Below are 25,212 nucleotides of genomic sequence, written 5' to 3'. Positions count from 1 at the left end.
TTGTGTTAAAGTACTTTTTTATATGATTTTTAATTTAAAAGGAATAAGTTACTTATTTATAATCTAAAAAACATAACAAGTTGAATAGAGTAATTGAAAAAAAACTATTTTATGGGTATAATATATTAGTCTAATTATATATTAAATTATTATTAAGTTGAAATAAACTTGAAAAGTGAGGGGAGAAATAATGGAGAAAAATTTAGAAGTTCTTCCTCTGATTCCGTTAAGAGGCATTACTGTGTTTCCATATATGGTTTTACATTTTGATGTTGGCAGAGAAAAGTCTATAGTTGCCATTGAAGAAGCAATGCTTAATGAGCAAAAGATATTCTTAGCAGCTCAGAAAGAAGCCAAGATTGAAGAACCTGAAGAAGAAGATATATTTGAAACAGGAACTATTTGTAATATAAAACAGATTCTTAAGCTTCCTGGCGATACTATAAGAGTATTAGTAGAAGGAGAAAGTAGAGGAAAGCTAACAAAATATATTGAAAAAGAACCATTTTTAAAAGTTGAAGTTGAGAGTTTAGTAGATGAAGATGGTATTAAAAATAATAAATGTGAAGCATTAGTTCGTTCAATTAGAAAAAATTTTGATGAGTACATAAAATTATCAGGAAGTATACCAATAGATACAATAGTTACACTTGAGGAGCTAAATAATCCAGGAAGGCTTGCAGATGTTATAAGTTCATATCTTACGCTTAAACAAGAAAAAAAGCAGGAACTTTTAAACACCTATGAAGTAGAAGAAAGGCTTCAAAAGCTTTTAGATATATTAATTAATGAAGTTGACATATTAAAAATAGAGAGAAAAATAGGCGTAAAAGTAAAAAATAAAATTGATAAAGTACAGAAGGAATATTATCTAAAGGAACAACTAAAAGCTATACAAGAAGAACTTGGAGAAGAGGACGAAGACAAAAAGGAATTAGCTAAATATAAAAATAAAATAAGTAAAGCTAAACTTCCTAAGAATGTTAAAGAAAAAGCTTTATATGAATTAGAAAGATTAAAAAGTAATGGAGGATATTCAGCAGAAAGTGGAGTAATAAGAACATATCTTGACTGGATATTAGATCTTCCTTGGAATAAACAAACGGAAGATAACTTAGATATAAAATCAGCTAGAGAAGTATTAGAAAAAGAACATTATGGACTTGAAGATGTAAAGGATAGAATAATTGAATATTTAGCTGTTAAAAAGATGAGCAATTCATTAAAAGGACCAATACTTTGTCTTGTTGGACCTCCAGGAGTAGGAAAGACTTCTATAGGTAAATCTATAGCACATGCTTTAAACAGAAATTTTGTTAGAATGTCCTTAGGTGGCGTTAGAGATGAAGCTGAAATAAGAGGACATAGAAAAACTTATGTAGGAGCTATTCCAGGAAGAATAATATATGGAATGAAGCAAGCTAAGTCAAAAAATCCTTTGTTCTTATTAGATGAAATAGACAAAATGAGTAATGATTTTAAAGGTGATCCAGCAGATGCACTTTTAGAAGTATTGGACAGTGAACAAAATAGTACATTTAGAGATCACTATCTTGAATTAGAATTTGATTTATCAAATGTATTGTTTATAACTACAGCTAACAGCTTGGAAAATATACCTAGACCATTATTAGATAGAATGGAAATAATAGAGGTTTCAGGATATACCAGTGAAGAAAAGTTTCATATAGCAAAAGAACATTTAGTAGCTAAAGAGTTAAAAGCACATGAAATAGACGATGATAAAGTAAAAATATCTGATTCAGCTATACAACTTATAATAGATAGCTATACAAGGGAATCAGGAGTTAGAAGCTTAGAAAGAAAAATATCTTCTGTAATAAGAAAAGCTATAGCAGAAATTATGGAAAAAGATAAAAAGAGAATAATACTTAATTCAACTAAAGTAAAAACTTATCTTGGACCTGAAATATTCACTTATGATAAAGCTGATGAAGAAGATAAAGTTGGAGTAGTAATGGGAATGGCATGGACAGGATATGGTGGAGATACTTTACCTGTGGAAGTAACTGTTATGCCTGGAACAGGAAAATTAGAACTAACTGGTCAATTAGGTGATGTCATGAAGGAATCTGCTAAAGCTGGATATAGTTATGTTAGAGCTAATGCTCATAAATATGGAATAGAAGATAATTTCTATAAAGAGAAGGATTTGCACATACACGCTCCAGAAGGTGCTGTACCTAAAGATGGTCCATCAGCAGGTGTTACAATGATAACTGCAATTATATCTGCATTAAGCGGCATAAAGGTTAAGCATAATGTGGCTATGACTGGTGAAATAACCTTAACAGGTAGAGTTCTTCCAATAGGCGGACTTAAGGAAAAAAGTTTAGCTGCTTATAGAGCAGGTATTACTACAGTAATAATACCAAAGGACAATGAAAAAGATTTGATAAAAATACCAAAAACCGTTAGAGGCAAGATAAATTATATATTGGCGGATAAAATAGATATTGTTTTAGAAAATGCCTTAGTTAAAAATGAGTAGGTGAAAGTGAATTTATGGAAATAAAACAATCGGAATTTGTAATTTCTGCAGTTGTACCAAATCAGTATCCTCAAGATAATAGAGTTGAAATAGCTTTTGTAGGAAGGTCTAATGTAGGAAAATCATCTTTAATAAATACTTTAGTTAATAGGAGAAAGCTGGTTAAAGTAAGTGGTACTCCTGGAAAGACTAGATTAGTAAACTTTTTTCTGATAAATAATGAATTTTATTTTGTTGACTTACCTGGCTATGGATACGCAAAGGTTTCAAAGTCAGAAAAGGAAAGCTGGGGCAAAGTAATTGAAAGGTATTTAACAGGAAGAGAACAATTAAAAAAAGTTATGTTACTTGTTGATTGCAGGCATAAACCCACTGAGGACGACATAATTATGTATAAATGGATAAAGCATTATAATTATGATGCTATTATAGTGGCAACTAAAATTGATAAATTGAAAAAAGCTGAATTGAGAAAGAATTTAAAGGTTATTAGAGAAACATTTGAATTAAGTGATGATGAAGAAATTCTGACTTTTTCTTCATTAAAAAAGTTGGGTAAAGAGGAACTTTTAGATGCAATTGAGCAGTGTATAAATAACTAGCTGCTATAAGAGTTGAGGATACGGAATAAGGAGAATATATAATGGTAAAATATGATATTATTAAAGACCTGCTTGTATTTTTATTTGTTTATGTTCCTCCAATTGTAATTTTTATAAGGTTTTCTGCAGAAAGAAATAGAAGTAAAATAGTATTAGCTATAGTAGCTTTAGTATATTTAATAGCATCTTTATTTACAAATAATATCTTTCCATTTATTTTTACCATTATCAATATTAAGTATTTAAAAGATGCTAATAGAGTATATAGTTTATATTCATCAAGCCAAAGTTTAAAACAAACGTTAAGCCAAAGATTAAGTGATGATTTTAAAAAATTTGGATTTAGCTTAAAAAAGTTTAATATTGTTTCAGCTATAAGGCTAACGACTTTTTCTTATGTTGTAATAATTATAATTGCTAATATAGAAACAATGATTGTTTCTAAGTTCAATGTGCAGGTTAAAGAACAGGAAGTAGTTACTTGGATGTCTAATATGCCGTTAAATAGATTTCTGATAATAATTCCAATAGTTATAATTTTTGCACCAATACTTGAAGAATTTGTTTTTAGATGGCTGCTATTTGAAAAGACATTTGCACCTAGAATAGGTATCTATTTAGCAGCTTTGTTGAGTAGTATAATTTTTGGCGTTATTCATTTTAATTTAAGAGCTTTTCCTTTATTAATTTGGATAGGAATTTACAATTGCTATTTAATAGAAAAAAAGGGATATTGGTATTCTGTGTTCAATCATTTTACATTTAATTTTGTAACTACTATGGCGTTATTAATAAGTAAATTATCTTAACTAAACATGTAAAAACAGGTATATATGGTTTTTTAAACTATGTATGCCTGTTTTTTTATCTTTAAGTTTAATGAATAATTTAAAAAGATAAAAATTTATTTTAATATTTTGTATGAAAATGCTAAAAAATTTGTTAAAAATACCGATATAATTAAAGATTAGGATAAAATTATACTGGGGGTAAAAAGTATGTCTAAAATTTCTCATTTAATAGAAATGATAATTACACTACAATACAAAGGACTTACTACGGCAACGGAATTAGCAGAAACTTTAGAAGTTGATAAAAAAACTATATATAGATATATTAATAGTTTGAATAAGGCTAACATACCAGTGCATACTAAGAAAGGCAGGTATGGAGGATTTTATATAGATCAAGAATTTTATATGAAACCGTCAAAACTTAACAAAGAAGAATTACAATCTTTACTTATGTCTACGCAAATACTTACAAAAGAAAATGGTTTTATGTATGAGAAAGATTTGCAAACAGCTGTAACAAAAATAAAAAGTTTATATGTGAATTCAGACGATGAACTAAAATATTTAAATGAAAATGGAAATTTTAAAATTAATGAAGCTGGGGGATTACAAAACTTACAAGATAAAATATCTCAAATAAATTATGCTATGAGTAGAGGAAGAACTTTAAGCATAAACTACTTTTCTGCAAATAAAAATAATTTAACTATAAAAAAAGTGGATCCATATAACTTGATTTTTAGAGAAGGTGCATGGTATATAATAGGTTACTATTACAATAGCGATCGTGTTGAAAGTTTTAAAATATCGAGAATACAGAGCTTAAAGATAACAGATGAAATATATATGATACCTCATACTTTTTCTTTAAAAACATATTTAGAAGAAAACTGGGCTGTTTTTAAAGGTGATAAAAATAAAGTTATAATAAAGTTTGATAAAAAAGTTTCGGATTTTATAGAAAGTGGAAAATGGCATCCTGATGAACAATTACAAAAATTAGATGATGGATCTTTATTGTTAATTATGTATTTGGATGAATGGCAAGAAGTAAAAAATTGGATATTGGGATTTGGCAAAAATGCAGAAATTATTGAACCTGTAAAACTTAGGGAAGAAATAAAAAAAGAAATAGAAGATATGTATAAAAAATACTAAAAATTTTAATAAAAAGTGAATAAAATTTTTCAAAGTAGGATATTATAATAAATGTAATTAGGAGATATAATCTCCTAAAGTGTCAAGCAAATTACATTTTAGTTTGTTTGATACTATAACCCCCCATCCCCCTTGGGACCGTAAAACGGTCCCTTTTGTTTTTTTAAAATAAATAAGAAATTTTAAAGTAGTAATTTCCTTTGTTAACTTCGCTAGGAGTTAATAAAAGATTTATGGTATAGTTTTTTATTAGTTTTTTATCTGAATTTGATATTCCTCTGAAATTTAAAGTCCAATATACTTCAGAAACTTCTCCATCCTCATTACACTTATTTTCTTTAAATATACCATCTTGAAATACATAAGTGTTATTATCTGAAGATAGTTGTTTTATAAGTGGCAAATTTTTATCAGATAAGTTGGGGGTAAATATATCTTTAGGTTTATAAGATTCTCCTTGAGGAAGACTTTGTATAAATTGAATAAAAGTAGCTATGGTGTCTGTACCCATAAAAGTAGTATTGCTATCATAATTATAATTTTTAAATTTATAATTTAAAAATATATAATTTGAAAGAGTAACAGTGTTGCCTTGAAGCTTACCTGATATTACCTTTGGAGTTTTATTATTTTTGCAATCAATAAATCCTAAAATATTATTTGAATTTGAAAGTACATTATCAAATTTACTACCATTCCAAACAAAAACATATTGAACAGGGTTGTCTCTATTTGAAGCTTGAATAAATATTTCAGGAATTTTATCCCTTGATACATCCATAAGAGTTACTCGCATAGGCCAGTAAGGTGAATAATTAAATAAAGCAGAAGAGTTTTTATATGGAGTAATAGGATAACTTTTATCTTTAATTTTAACATCCATAGAATACTTATCGTCAAATCTTTTTACGGATAGTATGTCCTTTTTTCCATCACCATCAAAGTCAGCCTTTAATACTTTGCTTTCAGAAATACTATTAAAGGTTGGAGAATAATGTTTTGATAAAAATAGTATAACTATCAATATAAAAATTATCAATGTAAGTATTATAAAGTAAATATATTTCTTTTTTAGAAATATCACTCTAAATTTCATATGTTTCACCTCCATTTAATTATATGAAATTATTATATATTTAATTATTATGTACAAAATAAAATTAGAAGTACTTTGCATATAAAAAATTTAATGTTTAATTTTTTAGCTAGAAAGGAGGTAACTAAACTTTATGACTTACAAGAAAAAAAGTGTAGCATTATTTTTAATATTGCTATTTGTTATCAATATTGTGGCTTGTAATAAGGCAAAGGATTCAGAAAAAGAAAAACAACTAAATATATATGTGGATTTAAAAGATAAAGAGTCTTCAAGTATATTAAAATCAGCAATAGAAGGATATAAAAAAGATAATCCTAAAGTAAAAGTCAGCATTAATAATGCTATAGGAGGTAAAATAGAAGAAGATATAGGTAAGAACAGTAATACTGATATAGTATTTACTTCTAGAAATAATATGATTAAGTTAAGTAGAAAAGGCTTATTAAGTGATATGGGAAATTTTTATGATGAGAGTAAACTTAACGATAAATACTATACTATAGTAAATTCTTATGGAAGATTTAATGATAAATATTATGGAATTGGTTTAATTCCATATACTATAGAAATTTTTTATAATGAAAGTTATTTTAAGAAAGAAAATTTAAAAGTTCCATCTAGTATTGATGAATTAAAGAACACATTAAAAAGTTTAAATGAAAAGTCAATAAAAATCCCTGTAATTTTGACAGAAGATTTAGATATAAATAATGGATTAGCTTCTATGATAATAAATAACAAAGTTAGTATGAGAAAATTAGAAAGCAAGTATGATAGTGGAGCTGAATTTTATAAGTCTCTAAATGAAATGCAGCAAGCTTTTGATGATATGGCAGCTTTTATAAAACAAAATAACATAAGCAAAAACACTTTTGAAATTGGAAATGAAAGCAGTGTAAATAAATTTATCAAAGGTGATTTACCTTTGATTATAAGTTCATCCTATTATGTTAAGGATTTTAAAGATGAAAATAAAGATGTGAAAATTATAGAAAATTTTACTGGTGGCAATTCCTCCAAAATGGTGGTACCTGTAATTTGTAATTCTATACTTTGCACACCTGTAAACAGTAAAAATAGTGAAGAAATAAATAGTTTTACAAAATTTATCATAAGCGATGATTTTCAGAAAAAGCTTGTACAGGAAGGTTTTGTAACTGGAAATAAAAAAGCAAACAGTTCTATAAAATCTGGGGTTAAATCTGTAGTAGTTAAGCACTTAAAAGAAAGTACTGAAAATAACATAATTTTTGTGGAAAATGTTCCTGAAAAATTAAAAAGTGGAATATCTTCTAAAATAGATGAACTGTTATCAGGTAAGCCAAGTACTAAAATTTGGGAAGAAATTGTAAATGATGCCTATAAGTAAAAGCATAATTAATGTGATTTTAGAGCATATATTTAAACAAAAAAATTTACACTTCAGATTTTAAGTTCAGTATCTGAAGTGTAAAAAGTTAATTAAGTTAAATTTAGTTTTTGCAATTTTTGCATATTCCGTAAAAGTATACTTGATTTCCTACTACATCATATTCAGTATAACTTTTAACTTTGTCATTTAAATTAGAAAAACAAATTCCGTCTATATCTTCTACTTTTCCACAGCTAAGACATTGTATGTGATGATGTGGTAGTACATTTCCGTCATATCTAAAGTTTCCCTCACCAACGTTGATTTCTTGAACAAGGTTCACTTCAACTAGAGTTTTTAAAGCCTTATAGACAGTTGCAAGGCTCATAGTAGGGTATTCTGGTTGAAGTGCTGTATATATTGTCTCAGCAGATGGATGTTCTTTAGTTGATTGTAAAAACTTATATACTGCAATTCTTTGAGGAGTAAGTTTTAATTTTTTTTCTCTAAAAATGCTAGATAAAGTATCCATAAACACCATCCTTATTATATAATTAATAATATTATATAATAAAAATTATTTGTTGTCAAAAGTAATTTTACACCAATAATTAATACTACATTAAAGCAACAAAATAGTAAAGTTCTTATTGTGTTTTTTTATATTTATTTCAATGACATATTTAATAAAAAAGTGTAAAAAATATAAATATTGAAAAATTATAAATGTTAAATCAATAAAAAGTTTTGAAGGGATAGGATTTGATGAAAAAAATATTTAAAAATAAATTAGTAATGGTTATAACAATATTTTTTCTACTATTTATATTTAGTATTAAATTTGTGAGCAGTGAAATTTTAAATAGAAATAAAGAAAATATTTCCAATTTTAAAGGACTAGATATGAAAAAAGATTCTATACTAATTAATTTTGAAAATAAAGCATTGAATTTAGGGTTGCCTATATATGTGGAGAATAATAGATATTATTTGCCTTTAAGTGAGATAACTGAAAAAGTAGGTGGAAAGGTAGTTATAGAAAATGGTTTAGCAAATATTAATCTTAAAAATGATAACATTAAAATTGATAGTATAAACAAGAAATTTACAGTAAATAAGGAGCAATATGACTTAAAGAGAAAGGCTATAATACAAGATAATGTATTATATGTATCTATGATTGATTTTACTAAGATATTCAATTTGAAGACTTATTGGGATATACAAAATAAAACTATATTTTTTTATAAAAATAGGGATAAAGTAGGTCTAAGTGAGGAGAAGCATGGAAACAAAGCAGCTCTTATAAGATTGGAAGATATTACTGCAGGTGGAATATATTCATCAAATGAAGCTTTAGAAAAGTTAAGGGTAATAGCAGATTACTTATATAAACAGAATATACCATTTCATGTAGCCTGGGTTCCTAGGTATGTAAAGCCTTGTGATAATATTGATAATGATATTTCGGAAAGTTATAGTATGTATAATGCAGATTTTTTATTTACATTAGACTATTTTGTGGATAAAAATGGGGTTATTGGATTACATGGATATACACATCAATATGGAAATACTACAAGTGTTGACGGCTTAGAATTTCATCGGAGCAAAAGTGATAACATTCCAGAAGATAAAAGCTATTCAACGGAAAGAATAAATAAAGCTTTAAATTGTGCGGAAAAGTTAGGCATAAAATGTGACTTTTTTGAAACACCTCATTATGGAATCTTAAAGAATCAACTTAGTAGTGTAGAAGAAAAATTTAGCTATATATATGAACCTTATTCAGAAGATGGAGGAGCAACATGCTGCGAACATATTTTCAAAACTAATAGTAATGGGAAAAAAGTAATTTATATTCCTACACCATTGGATTATGTAGATGGAAAGAAAGATTGTTCTAATATGTTAAAAAAAATAAGAAAGCTTAACCAAAATTTATTAGGTAGTTTTTTCTATCATCCTTACATTGAATTTGAAGATATAAAAATAGATAGAGGGGAAGATGGTTATCCATATTATAACTATTCAGAGCAATCTGTTTTGCATAACATAATTAATCAATTACAAAGGCAAAACTATAAGTTTTATAAAATAAATGATATCAAATAAAAATAATATTGATACTATTAGGCATTATTTAGTTAATGGAGTATTATTATAAATGAAAGAAATTATTCAGTTGTTTTAATTTATTGTATCAAGATAGTTAAAAATATAACAATATAAAAAACAGAACTAAGTAAGTTAAGTTTTAAAATCACAAAATATGTTCGCGAGATCCTGCCATTTTCAGTATTTTGTATAAAATTCAAAAACTATTATGAAATTTATCTTGATTTAAAGTGAAATTGATGTTAATATTTTATCGTAATAAGAATTTATCAAACTTTAAAATTTGTAGGGAGGTAATCTCAAAATTGGCAAAAGTGAATTAAAAAAAGAAATAGGTCTTGTGCCTGCTCTTGCAATCGTTATCGGTATGGTTATCGGTTCAGGTGTATTCTTTAAGCCTACAGCTATATTTACATCAACAGGAGCACCTGGATTGGGTATGATGGCTTGGGTTTTAGGTGGAATTATATCTATAGCAGGCGGACTTACAGCTGCTGAAGTGTCTGCAGCAATACCTAAGACAGGTGGTATGGTAGCATACTTAGAGGAAACTTATGGAGATCTTTGGGGATATCTTTTAGGTTGGGCTCAAACAGTTATATATTTTCCAGCTAATATAGCTGCACTTGCCATAATATTTTCAACACAGGTTTTATCATTATTAAATTTAAACGATTCCATGTTAAACATAATAGCAATTATAGTTATAGTATTTTTAATGTGTATGAATTCATTAGGATCAAAAACAGGTGGAGCTATTCAAACTGTAGCTACAGTTTGTAAATTAGTACCATTGTTTGCGATTATAGTATTTGGACTTATGAAAGGTGATGGAGGAGCAGCAAGATTATTTCCAATGACAGCTGTTAATCATCCTATAGGTACAAGTCTTGGTTCAGCTTTGGTAGCTGCAATGTTTGCTTATGATGGTTGGATAAATGTTGGAGCTATATCAGGAGAAATGAAAAATCCAGGTAAAGATTTACCTAAAGCGATTGTTGGTGGATTATCATTAGTTATGGCAGTTTATTTATTAATAAATGTAGCGTATCTTTTCGTATTACCAGCAACTGCTCTTGCAGGAACAAAAACACCAGCAGCTGACGTTGCAACTATAATCTTTGGACCATCAGGTGGTAAGATTATAACTGTAGGTATACTAATTTCTATATTTGGAGCATTAAATGGATATATATTAACAGGAATGAGAATTCCATATGCAATGGCTGTAGAAAATAAGTTACCAGGAAGTGCTTGGCTTGCAAAATTACATCCTACATTTAAAACACCAATAAATTCAGGTATATTATTAACTGTTATATCAATATTACTAGTATTCTCAGGTAAGTTTGACCAATTAACAGACCTTTTAATTTTTGTAATATGGATTTTCTATGTTATGACATTCATTGCGGTGTTTGTACTTAGAAAAAATCAGCCAAATCTTCTAAGACCATATAAAGTTCCATTATATCCTATAGTGCCAGCAATAGCTATTTTAGGTGGAGCTTATATAATCTTAAATACTTTATTTACTCAACCAATGAATGCTGGAATAGGTATCGTGTTAACAGTAATAGGTTATCCTGTATATTTGTCCAGAAAGAATAAGTTTAAGAAATCAGATGATGAACACACTGCTTAAAATTTAAGAGAAAACCTGTAGATGAAATTATCTACAGGTTTATTTTTATATAGATAAATGTTTATTCAAATGAATAATGATTTGTCCATTTTGTATATTTGCTATATAATTTATTTGTGAACTATAGAGATGGGGGTATTATATGAATTTGTATTTTGTAAGACATGGAGAAACTGAATGTAATAAAAGTAAGCTTTATTATGGTAATTTAGATGTATCAATTAGTGAAATCGGTTTTATACAGGCAAAGAAAAGTTCAAAAATGCTTGAGAATATAAGCTTTAATAGAGCATATGTCAGTGAGATGAAAAGAGCTAAGCAAACGGCTAAAATCATATTAGATAAAAAAGAATGTAGTATAATTGAAGATTTTAGAATAAATGAAAGAAATTTTGGTGCATTTGAAGGAAAAAGTTATACTGAGATAAAAGAGACTTATCCGAAAGAGTGGGAGGTTTGGTGTGAAGATTGGAAGAATGCAGTACCACCAAATGGAGAAAGTTATGTGCAGTTTTATGGGAAAATAAAAGACTTTATGGATAGCATTTTACAACTTAAGGATGACAATATTCTTATTGTAACTCATAGTGGTGTTATAAAGTCTGTATATTGTTATATTTTAGACAACAATTTAGATTTTTTTTGGAAGTTTAATTCAAAAAATGGCGATATAACTCTTATAAAGTATGAGTATGGAAATATATATATAGATAGCATATGTCATGTTTAGATTTACATAAAAATTATAATTAAATTTAATATATACTTACTTAATTTTTGCAGTTTAAAAATGATATCAAAGGAGGTTATTATGAAAAAAATATTCAATAGTTTTTTGTTAGTAATTCAATTTTTTACTAGAATACCTGTAAATATAAATTTACCTTGTGAAATGGAGGATTTTAAGAGAGGGTCAACTTTTTTGCCTATTGTAGGTTTAATAATTGGTATTATTCAGTGGGCAGTATATGAAGCATTTATAAAGATATTACCAGTTGATGTAGTAGTAGTGATAGTAATTTTAGTTGGAGTTATTATTACTGGTGGCTTTCATATAGACGGATTAGGGGATACCTTTGATGGTTTTTTTGCTTTTAAGGGTGAGGAAAGAATAATTGAAATAATGAAAGATAGTAGAATAGGTACATATGCATGTATTGCAACAATAATGAATTTTTTGTTTAGATATTCACTTTTAACATATATAGCGCCTAAATATTCAATGGCAATTATAGTAGTTCCGGCAATATCTAGATTTTGTACTGTTTTCATATCTTACATAGGCAATACTGCCAAGAATACAGGTACAGGAAATTTTCTTATAAGTAATGTAGGAAAAACTCAATTATCTATAAGTTTTATAATGACTTTAGCAGTGTTATTATTAATGATACATTGGAAATATACTGTGATTTTAATGATTTCAGGAATAATTTTTACATTTGTATTCAATTCATTTTGTAAAAGTAAAATAGGTGGACTTACAGGAGATACTTTAGGAGCAAGTAATGAATTAAATGAAATACTTGCATTAACTATTATTACAATACTAGTTAAGAATTTTATATGATAGGAGAGCATTAGCATGGGAAAAATAGTATTAGTTACAGGTGGAAGTAGAAGTGGAAAAAGTACTTTTGCAGAAAAAATTTTAGAAGGCAAGGATAATGTGTTGTACATTGCTACAGCTAAAGTTACAGATGAAGAAATGAAAAAAAGAATAGAAATTCATAAAAAGAGCAGAAATCAAAAATGGTCAACTTATGAAGGATTTAAAGATTTAGATAAAATTTTAGAAAAAGACAATAATAAATATGTAATGTTAGAATGTATAGGTACTATGGTTACAAATTTGATGTTTGACAAAAATATTGATTTTGATACTATTTCATTAGAAGAAATAGCAAAGTTAGAAAAGGAAATAAAAGATGAAGTAAAGAAAGTAATTACAACAGCAAAAGAAAAAGATAAAGAATTAATTATAGTAACAAATGAAGTGGGCTGGAGCATAGTGCCAGGATATAGGCTTGGAAGAATTTTTAGTGATATTCTAGGTCATGTCAATCAATATATAGGAAGTTTAAGTGATGAAGCTTATATGGTTGCATGTGGATTCCCTATTAAGCTTAAATAATTAGGAGAAGCTATATTATGAGTTTAACCTATTGATTATTTAACATTTACAGTTTAAAAAATGTGAAGCATTTTTTAGAGGACAATTGACAGAGGACAGAGGACAGTGAAGGTAAGTTTTCCTCCTTACGTCAGAAAACTAATTTGTTTTTAAGCTTGTGTTGCTAACGCAAAACAAGCTTTGAATTTATATAAGTCAGCAATGTTTCACTTTAGTGAAATCATCCTTCATTGTCCTCTGTCCTCTGAAAAAGTTGTGTCGCATTATGCTTATATTAAGCCAAAATTTTGTGTGTATGAAAATAAAACTTAAATAAAATGAAAAAATGAGGTTCACAAATATGAAAAAGATGATAAAAAGTATAGGCATAGTAATTTTTATGATAACGTGTATTTCAGTATTTTATGGATGTGGAAAAAAGAATTTACAACCACTTGATAAAACAGAGTATATGTTAGGTACTGTTTGTTCCATAAAGGTATACGATGGCAATAAGCAGCAAGCTATTGACAGTGCATATAAAAGAATTAAAGATATAGAAAATAAGATGAGTGTAAATAAAAGTGGAACTGAGTTGGATGCTGTTGCTGACAAGGCTGGAAAGTCTTATGTTAAGGTATCAGATGATACTTTATATGTTTTGAAAAAAGGGAAATACTACTCAGAACAGTCTAATGGAGCATTTGATATAACTATAGGACCTTTAGTTAAGCTTTGGGGAATAGGAACTGATAATGCTAAGGTGCCTTCTATACAGGAAATAGACCAAAAAAAAGCTTTAATAAACTATAAAGATCTTATTATAGATGAGAAAAACAAGCAGGTAATGCTGACTAAACCTGGAATGTCTTTAGATTTAGGTGGTATTGCAAAAGGTTATGCTGCAGATGAAGCTACAAGAATACTAAAGGAAAATGGGGTTAAACATGCTATTGTAAACCTTGGAGGTAATGTACTTGCTATTAATGACAATCCAGAAGGCAAACCATGGACAATAGGTGTACAAAATCCATTTAATACTACTGGAGATTACTTTGCTACAATAAATGTTACTAATAAAACAGTTGTAACTTCTGGAATATATGAAAGGTTTTTTGAAAAAGATGGCAAAAAATATCATCATATTTTAAATCCTTTTACTGGTTACCCAATGGATAATTCCCTTGCTAGTGTTACATTAGTTACAGATGTCTCTATTGATGCAGATGCTATGACTAAAAACATATTTTATAAGGGTATGGAAAAGGGTCCTGAGTATGTGAAAACATTAAAAGGGGTAGATGCTATATTTGTAACCAAGAATAAAGAAGTTTATATAACTGATGGTTTAAAGAATAATTTTGAAATTACTAATTCAGAGTTTAAGCTTATAAATAAAAAATAATAATAAATTTTTGTTATAAAAGAAATAATAATACTTGATAAGAAAATGACTAAGTATTACAATTACAATGTGATACTAAATTTAGTATTATAAATAAGAAAAAGTGAGGTACGTATTATGGAAAAAATAACTAAGGACATGACAATTGGAGAAATAATAAGAGTAAATCCAAAAGCTGCTGAAACTTTAATGACTTTTGGAATGGGATGTGTAGGATGCCCTTCAGCACAAGCTGAATCATTAGAAGAAGCTGCTCAAGTTCACGGTATGGATATAGAAAATTTACTAAGAGCATTAAATGCTTTAGCATAGATAGAATAGTCTTAGGAAGCAGCAATTAAGTGTAATAAAAATACCCGTATTTATGATTTATAAATACGGGTATTTTTTATTTGCATTTCTCTTTCTTCGTAAATTTACAGTAGGAACAATTTTTGTCGCAAGCTTCCAAATGTATCATAGCATGGGTATTTTTTAGAGATTTTTCAATATCATTTTCTATTATATCGCAAATGTCATGAGCATCTTTTATAGTCATATTTTCAGGAAAAACTAGATGCAAATCAATATATTTGGTACGTCCAGATTTTCGAGTTCTAAGGTCATGAAAGTCACAGTATACAGCACTATGCTTGTCAATAGCAGCTTTTATTGAGTTTATTTGTGCATCAGATAATTTTACATCCAAAAGAGGTTCAAAAGCTGTTTTTAAAAGCTCATAAGCTTCTTTTAAAATAAATATAGCAACTATAATGGCAACTACAGGATCTAAAAAATTTAACTTGGTGATCCATATTAACAATAACCCCATACCAACACCTAGAGATGTATAAACATCTGCTTTTAAATGAAGAGCATCTGCCTCCAAAGCTATAGAATCTTCTTGTTTGGCGATTTTATATATTTTTTTTGATACTATATAATTTACCAAAGCAGAGATGAACATAACTATAAATCCTATACCTATTGAACCTACAGCTTCAGGATGCATTATTTTCTTTACAGCTTCTACTATTATCCATACAGAAGCTCCAAAAATAAGTAGTGCTTCTAGTACACCTGATATATTTTCCACTTTTCCATGTCCATACGGATGATCCTCATCCGCTGGTTTATCAGATATTTTCACGGAAAAGAAGGCAATGATTGCAGCTACTAAATCCATAGTAGAATGTATTGCTTCAGATATAATACTCACTGAACCTGTAAATATACCTACGAATATTTTCATTAATATAAGACTTGAGTTAGAAAGTATAGAAAGTCTTGCAATTTTTACTTTTGAATTCATTTTAAAGCCTCCTAAAAATTATGATTTATTATCAATTGATAATAAAATATACATATATAATAAATGCATAATCCTTAAAAGTCAACACTTTTCAAAAATGATATGTATTATCATTTGATATAGAATTTTAATCTCTTTTAACTAGTGTTTGTAAGAATTTTAATTATATTTATATTGTATTGTAACTTGAATAATAGGGTAAAATAGCTTTGAGGTGAGTGTTATGTTACTGAATTTAAAACAATTTTTAATAGGAAAACCTTTAAAGTCTGAAGAAATTCATCATGAAAAATATAGTATATTTAGGGGTTTGCCAATACTTTCTAGTGATGCAATATCCTCTGTAGCATATGCAGGAGAAGAAATTTTATGGGTTTTGATTCCTGTTATAGGAATGATGTCATATACATATATGTTTTATGTTGCTTTAGCTATTGTAATACTTTTATGTATCTTAGTATTTTCATATCGTCAAACTATAGATAGCTATCCTAATGGTGGTGGATCATATAAAGTATCCAAAGAAAATTTAGGTACTAAATGGGCGTTAATAGCAGGCGCATCATTAACAATAGATTATGTACTTACAGTTGCTGTAAGTGCTAGTGCTGGTACAGCAGCTATAACTTCAGCTTTTCCTAAAGCTTTAACTCATAAAGTAATTATAGCTGTATTAATAATTATAGTAATGTGTATAGGTAACTTGAGAGGAATAAGTGAATCATCTAAATTGTTTAGTTTGCCTACTTATTTCTTTATAATATTATCTATAATAATGATAATATATGGAATAATAAAATTTTATATTTTAGGATACACTCCAATACCAATGAAAGCTGCTCCTCAAGCTGCTGGCGATATAACTATATTATTAATATTAAGGGCTTTTGCAGGTGGCTGTACTGCATTAACAGGTGTAGAAGCTATTAGCGATGGAGTGCCTAATTTTAAAGAGCCAGCTCAGAAAAATGCTAAAACAGTTTTATTTCTTCTAGCACTAATAATAATGATTATATTTGGTGGTATATCATATTTGGCTACTTTATATAAAGCAGTACCTAGCCTTGATAAGACTGTTATTTCTCAAATAGCAGAACAAGTATTTGGAAAAGGAATAATGTTCTATATAATGCAGATAGCTACAACTTTTATATTAATAATGGCAGCAAATACAGCCTTTTCTGATTTGCCTTTGCTTTTATCATTTATAGCTAAAGATGGTTATGTGCCAAGACAATTTTTAACTAGAGGTGATAGATTAAGTTATTCAAATGGAATAATTGTTTTGTCCCTTGCTGCTATATTTTTGACTGTGCTTTTTAAGGGAGAAACACATTTCTTGTTACCATTGTATGCTGTGGGAGTATTTATTTCATTTACTTTATCTCAAACAGGCATGGTAGGAAAATGGTTAAAAAGTAAAAAGGTAGGATGGAGGCATAAAGCTTTTATAAATGGAGTTGGTGCCTTTGTTACTTTGATTACAGCTATAATAATAGGATATACTAAGTTTTTACATGGAGCTTGGGTTGTATTTTTTCTCATACCTTTTGTAGTATATTTAATGAAGAATGTAAGAAAACATTATGATGAAATTGCAGAGCAATTAAGTATGGAAAATCAGGATTTGCCAAAGTTTAATGAAGAAAAATTAAAACACTTTATTGTTCCAGTTGGTGGTTTAAATAAATCTGTACTCAAAACTTTAAACTATGCAAAATGTTTATCAGATGATATAGTGGCTTTTCATGTATCCGTAGATGAGGAAGAAAGTGAAAAACTCAAAAGTAAATGGAAAAAGTATAATATTTCAGTTCCATTAGTAATAAAACAATCTCCCTATAGAGAACTTAGAAAGCCTTTAATGAAATATATATTTTCAGAAGAATATCCTTCAAATCCAGGAGATGTAGTGACTATAGTTATACCTCAATTTGTAGTGAGTGCTTGGTGGGGGAATATACTTCACAATCATACTGCATTAATTTTGAAGAATACTCTTTTAAGAGAAAAAAATATAGCAGTTATTACAGTTCCATATATTATAAAAAGCCGAGGATAATATAATCACATAGTAAAAATAATAAGAATCAACCTTTTTGAGAGGACAATTGACAGAGGACAGAGGACAATGAAGGTGAGTTTTCTTCCTTACATCAGAAAACTAATTTATTTTAAGCTTGTTTTGCTAATGCAAAACAAGCTTTGAATTTATATAAGTCGGCAATGTTTCACTTTAGTGAAACGAGTTCTCAAAAATTTAATTAAAGATTTTTCGCAGCGCAGCGAAGAAAAAACATCCTTCATTGTCCTCTGTCAATTGTCACCTGTCCTCTAATAAGAATATTTAGTTGATAATTACACTTACTTTAGTTATACTAAACTAAGTATATGTAAAGAAGGTGTAATAATGAAATTAAATAAAATTATAATTCTGCTTTTATGTGTAATAGCTGCTTTTATAATTTTTGGATGCTCCCAGAAAAATTCTGCGCAGGGATCTAAAAAATTTAAAGCTGTAGATGAAAAAACACTGCATGATGCTGCTAATCCAATAGCTACAATAACTATGGAAAATGGCGATGAGATAAAGGTTGAATTATATCCTAAAGCAGCGCCAAATACTGTGAACAATTTTATATACTTAGTCAATAAGGGTTTTTATAATGGATTAACTTTTCATAGGGTTATACCTAAATTTATGATTCAAGGTGGATGTCCAAAGGGTGATGGTACTGGAGGACCTGGTTATAAGATAAAAGGAGAGTTTGCTGAAAACGGATTTTCTGAGAATGGATTAAAGCATACAAGAGGAGTGATTTCTATGGCTAGGTCACAAGAAAATGATTCAGCTGGATCACAATTTTTTATTATGCATGGAGATGCAGCAAGCCTTGATGGAAAGTATGCTGCTTTTGGAAAAGTTATTAAAGGAATGGATGTAGTGGATAAAATAGTTTCTGTGGATAGGGATTCTAAAGACAAACCTAAGGTAGCACAAGTTATGAAGAAAATAACAGTGGAGACTTTTAACAAAAAATATGGTGAGCCTGAGACAATTAAGTAAATTATGAATTAATGTTCCTAACCTGCGTCTTGTATTATTAATTTACTAATATTATAATAGTAAAATGAGGTTAATTATGTTAGATTAACAGAATTTAAGATAGTAGGTGATTTTTTAATGCGTAGTATAATGTTGACAGAAGTTGGTAAGAAAAAGCTAGAAGAAGAATTAGAATATTTAAAGACTGTAAAAAGAGCAGAAATTAAAGCTGCTTTGAAGTATGCCCGTGCGCAGGGAGACTTAAGTGAAAATGCTGATTATGATGCAGCAAAAGATGATCAATCTATGACTGAGACAAGAATAATGGAATTAGAGCAGCAGCTTAAAAATGCTGTTATAATTGAAGATTCTGATGAAGATCATGTATTTGGTATTAATAAAACAGCTCTTGTGAAGTTCTATGATATTGATGATACTGAAGAAGTTACTCTTGTAAGTTCAGTAGAATCTGATGTTAAAAATATGAAAATAAGCATAGAGTCTCCTTTAGGTGCGGCTTTATACAAAATTGAAGTTGGTAAAAAAGTTGCTGTTGAATCACCAGATGGAGAATATGAAGTAGAAGTTTTAAAAATATTAAACTAAAACAAAGTTCACTTCCTTTATTGAAGTGAACTTTATTTTTTTTAATCTAATGTCTTATTAAACTTTTTCATAGTGGCTACTATAATTATAAAAATTAAAATTAGCAGTGAAATAATAGGACTTAACAGATAAGAGATTCCTACACCCTTAACAATTATTCCTCTTAGTATTTGTAAAAAATAAGTCATAGGGAGTATGTTGCTTAAATAGTATATAAATTTAGGCATAGCTTCTCTTGGAAACATAAACCCAGAAAGAAGTACACTTGGAAGTAATAAGGCTATAGAAGCTTGCATTGCTTGAAGTTGGTTTCTAGCTACTGTAGATATAAGCATACCCATTGCCAGAGAGCATATTAAAAACAAAGTTCCAAGAAATATTAGTAATGCCATGCTGCCTTTTACAACTACACCAAATATTAAATTTCCCAGCAATAAGGAAATTATCATATCAAAAAATCCTATTATAGTATAAGGTATGAGTTTACCAACTATGAGTTCAAAAGGGGTAACAGGAGTCATAATAAGCTGCTCTATAGTACCTTTTTCCCTTTCTCTTACCATGGCAAAAGATGTAAGTATTACAGTGATATTTTGAAGAATAAGTCCAATTACTCCAGGAATATTAAACTTACTGCTTTCTAACGTTGGATTGTAAAGTACTAAAGGTTTTAAAGTTAATTTTTTTACATTAACAGATTTTATTTTTAGTGAATAATTATTTGCTATAAGTTGAGAATAGGACATTGCAGTTCTAGCTATAGTTGGGTCTGATCCATCTACTAAAACTTGAATCTCTGTTTGAGAATTTCTCCTTAAATTTTTTGTATAATCAGGAGGGATTATTAAACCCACTTTTACCTTACCCATGCTTATATATTTTTCTACTTCTTCCGAAGAATCCATAGAGCCATATAGTTTAAAGTAGTATGAATTAGTAAATTTGCTTATAAGCTCTCTACTTTCTAATGTGTTGCTGCCATCATAAATGGCTAAGTTTACATTGTTTACATCTGTATTTACGGCAAATCCAAATAACAAAAGCATCATAACAGGCATTAGTAAGGCTATAATTAAACTTGCTTTATCTCTCCTTATATGGATAAACTCTTTTTTAGTAATGGTAAGTAATCTTTTATATTGCATCTATATCACCTTCTTTTATTCTGATGTTTTTAAATCATTAAATGAAGATATAACTTGTCTATTAGAAAGCTTTTTAACATAGTTTATAAATACTTCTTCTAAATTTTCTGTATTATGTTCTTTATAAAGATTCTCAGGAGTATCTATGGTAATAAGCTTGCTATTATATATAAACCCAATAATATCACAAATAGAGGCTTCATCCATGTAGTGAGTAGTTACAAGAACTGTTATGCCATCCTTAACAAGTTCTGTTATTGTGTGCCAAAATTCTCTTCTTGAAACAGGATCTACACCTGCAGTAGGTTCATCTAATATAAGCAATTTAGGATTATGGATTAATGAACACCCTAGTGCTAATCTTTGCTTCCATCCTCCAGATAGAGTTCCAGCCAAGCTTTTTTCTTTTCCCTTCAAATTTGCCATGATAATAAGCTCTTTTTTTCTTTCTTCCAGGAGTTTTTTAGGGAGCATATATATGTTGCCATAGAAGTCTAAGTTTTCTTCTACAGTTAGATCTTCATAAAGACTAAATTTTTGAGACATATATCCTATATTTTGTTTGATTTTTTCCGTATCTTTTATAAGATCATATCCCAAAACTTTTCCTTCACCTAATGTTGGACTTAATACACCACAAATCATCCTTATAGTGGTAGATTTACCAGATCCATTTGGTCCTAGAAATCCAAAAATTTTACCCTTAGGTATGTCAAAAGATAAGTTGTCTACTGCTGTGAAATTACCAAATTTTTTTGTAAGACCTTTTATAGAAATGGCATAATCCATAATAATGCACCTCCTATTTTAAATTTACATCAAAAAGCATTCCTGATTTTACAATATCCAAGTTATCTAATATTTGTATTTTAACTGCGTATACAATTTTCATTCTATCTTTTTTAGTGACTATATTCATAGGAGTAAATTCAGCATCTGGCGATATATATGTGATCTTTCCTTTTATAGTTTTATTTTTTATAAAATCACTTTTTAGGGTTACATTTTTATCTAATTTGATGTTAGGAAGTATACTTTCAGGTACATAAATTTTAACCCAAACATTTTTCGTGTCAATTAAAGTAGCTACAGCTGTACCTGGAGTAACATATTCACCTTTTTTAAAGTTGATAGTTTGTACAGTACCATCTACTGCGGATACTAAATTATTTTTATCTAATTGAATTTTAGATAATTCATAGGAATTTTGAGCTTTATCTAAATTATATTGAGCAGTGTTTTTGTCTCTCTCAGTAGCACCATTTACTAAAAGATTTAATTTTTCACTGGCAGCACTTAGTTGTGCTTTATAATTATTTAATTGCGCTTGAGACATATCCATTGTACTTTTTGCATTGTTTAAAGTGTTAGATATATTATCTAACTCATTTTTAGCTGCATCCACTTTGTATTTTGACTCTGAACCACTGTTATATAGAGTAACAGCATCATCATATAATTTCTTTTTGTAATCATAATTAGTTTTAGCAGCATCTAAATTATTTTTTGCATTATTTACATTTGCATCTCCTTGTTTTACAGCTGCTTGAGCCTGTTCAACTAATGCTTGTTGAGCTTTTATTTCTTCTATTCTATTGCCATCTTTAATTTTTTCAAGTTCATTTTCTGCATTTTTTATACTGATTTCAGAATTCTGTAGGTTAACTTCAGTTTCATCTGATGATATTATTGCTACTAAATCACCGCTTTTAACTTTACTACCTTCTTTTATCTTGATATCGCCAATTTTACCTGAAGTTTCAGAGGTTACGTTAATAGTATCGGCTTCTGCAGTACCAGAATATATAAATTCATCAGATTGTTTGTCTTTTAATGATTTAACTGTAAAGAAAACAGAAAATGATAATATAAGTACTATAAATAAAATTGCAAGTTTTAAGATTCTTTTTTTATTCATTTTAAAACCCTCCAAAATATTACTTTGCAACTCCATGTAAAAAGATATCTACTATTTGTTTTATCTCTTCTTCATCATTTTCACTGCTAAAATAGTCTGGAAAAACATTACCAAGTACTATATATCCAAGCAGTAAACTCATCATAGTTCTTGTCATCAGAGTGGGTTCTATATCTTTAAAATTTTCGTTTTTAATATTTTGCTCCATAAAGTTATTTATAAATGGTATCACTTTAGGACCTAAATTTTTTTGAATAGTTTTAAGAAGTTCTGGTTGGTATGCAGCTTCCATAAATATGGTTTTAATTAATGGAAAGTTTGAATGTATTAAATTTAATCTATCCAAAAGCAAATCTTCCATTAATTCATCTATAGGCTTATTTTTTTTGTTTTCTATTATCGTTTCTGCTGATTTAATAGCCAAAGGTTTAAAAAATTTTATAATTAGAGGTATTAAAAGTCCAATTAGTAGGTCCTTTTTTGTTTTGTAATATCTAAATATAGTACCTTCTGCAACTTCTGCTTCTTTTGCAATTTCACTGGTTCTGCTTCCTTGGAATCCTTTCTCTGAAAACACCTTCATAGCTGCTTCGAGTATTTGCCACTGCCTTTTTGTTATACTTTCTTCTAAACCTTCTTGGTCATTTAAAAGTTTTTCTATGTCATCCTTCATTAGATCATCATTTAAATTCATGATATCACCTCATCGTTTTTTAAAATAAATGAGTACTCACTCATTTGTTTTAATTCTAATACCTACCATTTTTTTTGTCAACTAAAATTTCATAAAAATTAAACTAAATATTGACAGTAAAAAGTATTATGTGCTACCATATAATTAAATTATAATTTAGCTTATGAAAAGACATTCATGCAAAAGTTTTGTAATGTGTGATATGAGAGCATATAAATCTGAGGAAATATTTTACTTGGATTTATATGCTCTTTTTAGTGAATATTATACTAGGAGGAGTGAGTATGAAAAATAAATTAAAAAGTTTTTTCTTAATTTTATTAGGTACATTTCTTGTTTCATTTGGAACTTATTTTTTCCTTGCTCCAAATGAAATTGCAGCAGGAGGAATAAGTGGAGCGGCTATAATTATAAATAGCATTTTCCCTAAGATACCTATTGGCATATTGATGATGGCAATGGAGGTTGTATTATTTACAATTGGAATAATAGTTATAGGTCCTGTGTTTGGAGGAAAAACTGTATTTTGTAGTTTTACTATATCAGGAATGATGCTGCTTTTAGAGGAACTGTTCCCAAAGCTGCATCCATTAAGTAACGATGTTCTTGTGCAGCTTATATTTGGAATATTAATTTCTGGCTTAGGTATGGGAATTGTATTTAATCAAGGAGCTTCTACAGGTGGAACTGATATTATTGGTAAAATAATAAATAAGTATTTTAAAATTAGTATAGGTAAATCTGTTCTAATTCCAGATATAGTAGTCACTGCAGCTGCATCTTGGGTATTTGGAATAGATAAAGGTTTATATGCTATATTGGGAGTTATAATAAACTCAACTATAATTGATAAGGTAATAAAGAGTATCAACACCTATAAGCATGTGGCTATAATAAGTAATGAAGGAGAAAAGATTAAAAGCTATATAGTTGAAAAACTTGATAGAAGTGCTACCGTATATTACGCTAAAGGTGCATATAAAAACAACGAAAGAGAAGTTATAACTACAGTAATAAGTAGAAAAGAATTTTTTAAATTAAAAGAGTATATAAGCTTAATTGATGATAAGGCATTTATTACTGTAAATGAAATAAATGAAGTTCTTGGTGAAGGATTTCAAAACATTATATAAATAAAATAAGCAAATTGCACAGCAATTTGCTTATTTTATTCATCTGATGTGGTAAGTTCACCACAATTTTTTATTGAATTTTGAGGAATATATACTTTGTAACAATATCTTTGTTGAGTCCTTACTACATTTCCATTTTTGTCCTTTTTTACATAATCTGTGGCGTAAGCTTTAACTGTACCTGGCTTATCCAATGTATTAGAATAATCAACATAATATATGTCTACTTGCTTATCAATTACATCTATGTTGTTTGATTTTTGATTGTTTTTTTCTGCTTGAAAAATGTAATGAGTCTGGCCGTCTAATGTGCCTTTACCTAGGTAGAAACCATCTACATTAACTAGGTTACAACTATCTACCAATTCTTCCTTTTGCACAGTATATCCCACCAAATTTTTATCATCTTTCCTTTGACTATCTTTTCTTTGGTCGTATATCCCTATCATTACCAAAATAGCTAAAATGCATACAATAACTTTAATTACTTTACGTTTATTTATAGGTTTTTTATTATTTTGTTGGTATAATTTTGTAGAAGTAATTTCATTTTTTTTACTCATTATATGACCTCCTTTATCA

24 protein-coding genes are annotated in these 25,212 nt (G+C 28.3%); 16 read left to right on the top strand and 8 right to left on the bottom strand.

Going from position 1 to position 25,212, the window contains the following annotated elements:
• The first annotated feature begins 190 nt into the window (after positions 1-190).
• From lon to Ccar_RS18220, 4 genes are all read left to right on the top strand, one after another.
• Complete coding sequence (gene lon / locus Ccar_RS18235) at positions 191-2,512, top strand: endopeptidase La (RefSeq protein WP_007064098.1); 2,322 nt, start codon at positions 191-193, stop codon at positions 2,510-2,512.
• Between the two features lie 14 nt (positions 2,513-2,526).
• A complete protein-coding gene (gene yihA, locus Ccar_RS18230) occupies positions 2,527-3,114 on the top strand; it encodes a ribosome biogenesis GTP-binding protein YihA/YsxC (RefSeq protein WP_007064097.1) in 588 nt (195 codons plus the stop codon).
• A gap of 41 nt (positions 3,115-3,155) precedes the next feature.
• Positions 3,156-3,923: a CPBP family intramembrane glutamic endopeptidase gene (locus tag Ccar_RS18225; protein WP_007064096.1), complete on the top strand. Its 768-nt coding sequence runs from the start codon at positions 3,156-3,158 to the stop codon at positions 3,921-3,923.
• 189 nt (positions 3,924-4,112) lie between these two features.
• On the top strand, positions 4,113-5,066 hold the full coding sequence (locus tag Ccar_RS18220) for a helix-turn-helix transcriptional regulator (protein WP_007064095.1): 954 nt from the start codon (positions 4,113-4,115) through the stop codon (positions 5,064-5,066).
• Positions 5,067-5,229: 163 nt separating this feature from the next.
• On the opposite strand, the gene Ccar_RS18215 is transcribed toward Ccar_RS18220, so the two are convergent.
• Positions 5,230-6,162, bottom strand: a complete 933-nt coding sequence (locus Ccar_RS18215; protein ID WP_007064094.1) for a hypothetical protein — start codon at positions 6,160-6,162, stop codon at positions 5,230-5,232.
• Between the two features lie 133 nt (positions 6,163-6,295).
• Here Ccar_RS18215 and Ccar_RS18210 point away from each other — a divergent pair, with 133 nt between their 5' ends.
• Entirely contained in the window at positions 6,296-7,534 is a 1,239-nt protein-coding gene (locus Ccar_RS18210) for an ABC transporter substrate-binding protein (RefSeq protein WP_048030334.1), read from the top strand.
• Positions 7,535-7,637: 103 nt separating this feature from the next.
• Here the strand turns inward: Ccar_RS18210 and perR are convergent, their stop codons facing one another.
• Complete coding sequence (perR, locus tag Ccar_RS18205; RefSeq protein ID WP_007064381.1) at positions 7,638-8,048, bottom strand: transcriptional regulator PerR; 411 nt, start codon at positions 8,046-8,048, stop codon at positions 7,638-7,640.
• Positions 8,049-8,281: 233 nt separating this feature from the next.
• Between perR and Ccar_RS18200 the strand changes: the two genes are divergently transcribed.
• From Ccar_RS18200 to Ccar_RS18170, 7 genes are all read left to right on the top strand, one after another.
• Positions 8,282-9,631, top strand: coding sequence for a DUF2334 domain-containing protein (locus Ccar_RS18200; protein ID WP_007062699.1), 1,350 nt, complete (start codon positions 8,282-8,284; stop codon positions 9,629-9,631).
• Positions 9,632-9,974: 343 nt separating this feature from the next.
• Positions 9,975-11,279, top strand: coding sequence for an APC family permease (locus tag Ccar_RS18195; RefSeq protein ID WP_007062700.1), 1,305 nt, complete (start codon positions 9,975-9,977; stop codon positions 11,277-11,279).
• Positions 11,280-11,421: 142 nt separating this feature from the next.
• Positions 11,422-12,009, top strand: a complete 588-nt coding sequence (cobC, locus tag Ccar_RS18190) for an alpha-ribazole phosphatase (RefSeq protein ID WP_007064382.1) — start codon at positions 11,422-11,424, stop codon at positions 12,007-12,009.
• Positions 12,010-12,090: 81 nt separating this feature from the next.
• Positions 12,091-12,849, top strand: coding sequence for an adenosylcobinamide-GDP ribazoletransferase (cobS, locus tag Ccar_RS18185; RefSeq protein ID WP_007062702.1), 759 nt, complete (start codon positions 12,091-12,093; stop codon positions 12,847-12,849).
• A 15-nt stretch (positions 12,850-12,864) separates the two neighbouring features.
• Positions 12,865-13,413 carry a bifunctional adenosylcobinamide kinase/adenosylcobinamide-phosphate guanylyltransferase gene (gene cobU / locus Ccar_RS18180; protein WP_007062703.1) on the top strand — a complete coding sequence of 183 codons (549 nt, stop codon included), beginning with the start codon at positions 12,865-12,867 and terminating at the stop codon, positions 13,411-13,413.
• 340 nt (positions 13,414-13,753) lie between these two features.
• Positions 13,754-14,797 (top strand): FAD:protein FMN transferase, encoded by a 1,044-nt coding sequence (locus Ccar_RS18175; RefSeq protein WP_007062704.1) that lies wholly within the window; start codon positions 13,754-13,756, stop codon positions 14,795-14,797.
• A gap of 117 nt (positions 14,798-14,914) precedes the next feature.
• Positions 14,915-15,109, top strand: coding sequence for a DUF1858 domain-containing protein (locus Ccar_RS18170; protein ID WP_007062705.1), 195 nt, complete (start codon positions 14,915-14,917; stop codon positions 15,107-15,109).
• Positions 15,110-15,185: 76 nt separating this feature from the next.
• Here the strand turns inward: Ccar_RS18170 and Ccar_RS18165 are convergent, their stop codons facing one another.
• The gene (locus Ccar_RS18165; RefSeq protein WP_007062706.1) at positions 15,186-16,088 is read right to left on the bottom strand and encodes a cation diffusion facilitator family transporter; all 903 of its coding nucleotides are present in this window, start codon (positions 16,086-16,088) and stop codon (positions 15,186-15,188) included.
• 223 nt (positions 16,089-16,311) lie between these two features.
• On the opposite strand from Ccar_RS18165, the gene Ccar_RS18160 reads away from it, so the two are divergent.
• From Ccar_RS18160 to greA, 3 genes are all read left to right on the top strand, one after another.
• On the top strand, positions 16,312-18,150 hold the full coding sequence (locus Ccar_RS18160; protein ID WP_007062707.1) for an APC family permease: 1,839 nt from the start codon (positions 16,312-16,314) through the stop codon (positions 18,148-18,150).
• A 348-nt stretch (positions 18,151-18,498) separates the two neighbouring features.
• A complete protein-coding gene (locus tag Ccar_RS18155) occupies positions 18,499-19,155 on the top strand; it encodes a peptidylprolyl isomerase (RefSeq protein ID WP_007062708.1) in 657 nt (218 codons plus the stop codon).
• Between the two features lie 117 nt (positions 19,156-19,272).
• Positions 19,273-19,740: a transcription elongation factor GreA gene (greA, locus tag Ccar_RS18150; protein WP_007062709.1), complete on the top strand. Its 468-nt coding sequence runs from the start codon at positions 19,273-19,275 to the stop codon at positions 19,738-19,740.
• A gap of 41 nt (positions 19,741-19,781) precedes the next feature.
• Here the strand turns inward: greA and Ccar_RS18145 are convergent, their stop codons facing one another.
• The 4 genes from Ccar_RS18145 to Ccar_RS18130 are packed head-to-tail and all read right to left on the bottom strand — an operon-like array spanning position 19,782 to position 23,497.
• The gene (locus Ccar_RS18145; protein ID WP_007062710.1) at positions 19,782-20,885 is read right to left on the bottom strand and encodes an ABC transporter permease; all 1,104 of its coding nucleotides are present in this window, start codon (positions 20,883-20,885) and stop codon (positions 19,782-19,784) included.
• Between the two features lie 15 nt (positions 20,886-20,900).
• A complete protein-coding gene (locus tag Ccar_RS18140; protein WP_007062711.1) occupies positions 20,901-21,674 on the bottom strand; it encodes an ABC transporter ATP-binding protein in 774 nt (257 codons plus the stop codon).
• A gap of 13 nt (positions 21,675-21,687) precedes the next feature.
• The gene (locus Ccar_RS18135) at positions 21,688-22,803 is read right to left on the bottom strand and encodes an HlyD family secretion protein (protein ID WP_007064385.1); all 1,116 of its coding nucleotides are present in this window, start codon (positions 22,801-22,803) and stop codon (positions 21,688-21,690) included.
• Positions 22,804-22,822: 19 nt separating this feature from the next.
• Positions 22,823-23,497 carry a TetR/AcrR family transcriptional regulator gene (locus tag Ccar_RS18130; protein ID WP_007062713.1) on the bottom strand — a complete coding sequence of 225 codons (675 nt, stop codon included), beginning with the start codon at positions 23,495-23,497 and terminating at the stop codon, positions 22,823-22,825.
• A gap of 284 nt (positions 23,498-23,781) precedes the next feature.
• Here Ccar_RS18130 and Ccar_RS18125 point away from each other — a divergent pair, with 284 nt between their 5' ends.
• On the top strand, positions 23,782-24,630 hold the full coding sequence (locus Ccar_RS18125) for a YitT family protein (protein ID WP_007062714.1): 849 nt from the start codon (positions 23,782-23,784) through the stop codon (positions 24,628-24,630).
• A 35-nt stretch (positions 24,631-24,665) separates the two neighbouring features.
• Here the strand turns inward: Ccar_RS18125 and Ccar_RS18120 are convergent, their stop codons facing one another.
• The gene (locus Ccar_RS18120; protein WP_007062715.1) at positions 24,666-25,193 is read right to left on the bottom strand and encodes a hypothetical protein; all 528 of its coding nucleotides are present in this window, start codon (positions 25,191-25,193) and stop codon (positions 24,666-24,668) included.
• Positions 25,194-25,212: the final 19 nt, after the last annotated feature.

The sequence above is a fragment of the Clostridium carboxidivorans P7 genome, from assembly GCF_001038625.1.
Lineage (GTDB): Bacteria > Bacillota > Clostridia > Clostridiales > Clostridiaceae > Clostridium_AM > Clostridium_AM carboxidivorans.
Note: the sequence above shows the minus strand (reverse complement) of the source record. Positions and strands in the feature narration are given on the sequence as shown.

Coding starts and splice junctions, on each gene's coding strand:
- Ccar_RS18220 (WP_007064095.1), top strand. CDS start 4,113: ATGTCTAAAATTTCTCATTTAATAGAAATGATAATTACACTACAATAC.
- Ccar_RS18130 (WP_007062713.1), bottom strand. CDS start 23,497: ATGAATTTAAATGATGATCTAATGAAGGATGACATAGAAAAACTTTTA.
- cobU (WP_007062703.1), top strand. CDS start 12,865: ATGGGAAAAATAGTATTAGTTACAGGTGGAAGTAGAAGTGGAAAAAGT.
- cobC (WP_007064382.1), top strand. CDS start 11,422: ATGAATTTGTATTTTGTAAGACATGGAGAAACTGAATGTAATAAAAGT.
- Ccar_RS18210 (WP_048030334.1), top strand. CDS start 6,296: ATGACTTACAAGAAAAAAAGTGTAGCATTATTTTTAATATTGCTATTT.
- Ccar_RS18175 (WP_007062704.1), top strand. CDS start 13,754: ATGAAAAAGATGATAAAAAGTATAGGCATAGTAATTTTTATGATAACG.
- yihA (WP_007064097.1), top strand. CDS start 2,527: ATGGAAATAAAACAATCGGAATTTGTAATTTCTGCAGTTGTACCAAAT.
- lon (WP_007064098.1), top strand. CDS start 191: ATGGAGAAAAATTTAGAAGTTCTTCCTCTGATTCCGTTAAGAGGCATT.
- cobS (WP_007062702.1), top strand. CDS start 12,091: ATGAAAAAAATATTCAATAGTTTTTTGTTAGTAATTCAATTTTTTACT.
- Ccar_RS18155 (WP_007062708.1), top strand. CDS start 18,499: ATGAAATTAAATAAAATTATAATTCTGCTTTTATGTGTAATAGCTGCT.
- Ccar_RS18145 (WP_007062710.1), bottom strand. CDS start 20,885: ATGCAATATAAAAGATTACTTACCATTACTAAAAAAGAGTTTATCCAT.
- Ccar_RS18225 (WP_007064096.1), top strand. CDS start 3,156: ATGGTAAAATATGATATTATTAAAGACCTGCTTGTATTTTTATTTGTT.
- Ccar_RS18135 (WP_007064385.1), bottom strand. CDS start 22,803: ATGAATAAAAAAAGAATCTTAAAACTTGCAATTTTATTTATAGTACTT.
- Ccar_RS18160 (WP_007062707.1), top strand. CDS start 16,312: ATGTTACTGAATTTAAAACAATTTTTAATAGGAAAACCTTTAAAGTCT.
- Ccar_RS18170 (WP_007062705.1), top strand. CDS start 14,915: ATGGAAAAAATAACTAAGGACATGACAATTGGAGAAATAATAAGAGTA.
- Ccar_RS18165 (WP_007062706.1), bottom strand. CDS start 16,088: ATGAATTCAAAAGTAAAAATTGCAAGACTTTCTATACTTTCTAACTCA.
- Ccar_RS18200 (WP_007062699.1), top strand. CDS start 8,282: ATGAAAAAAATATTTAAAAATAAATTAGTAATGGTTATAACAATATTT.
- Ccar_RS18215 (WP_007064094.1), bottom strand. CDS start 6,162: ATGAAATTTAGAGTGATATTTCTAAAAAAGAAATATATTTACTTTATA.
- perR (WP_007064381.1), bottom strand. CDS start 8,048: ATGGATACTTTATCTAGCATTTTTAGAGAAAAAAAATTAAAACTTACT.
- Ccar_RS18125 (WP_007062714.1), top strand. CDS start 23,782: ATGAAAAATAAATTAAAAAGTTTTTTCTTAATTTTATTAGGTACATTT.
- greA (WP_007062709.1), top strand. CDS start 19,273: ATGCGTAGTATAATGTTGACAGAAGTTGGTAAGAAAAAGCTAGAAGAA.
- Ccar_RS18140 (WP_007062711.1), bottom strand. CDS start 21,674: ATGGATTATGCCATTTCTATAAAAGGTCTTACAAAAAAATTTGGTAAT.
- Ccar_RS18120 (WP_007062715.1), bottom strand. CDS start 25,193: ATGAGTAAAAAAAATGAAATTACTTCTACAAAATTATACCAACAAAAT.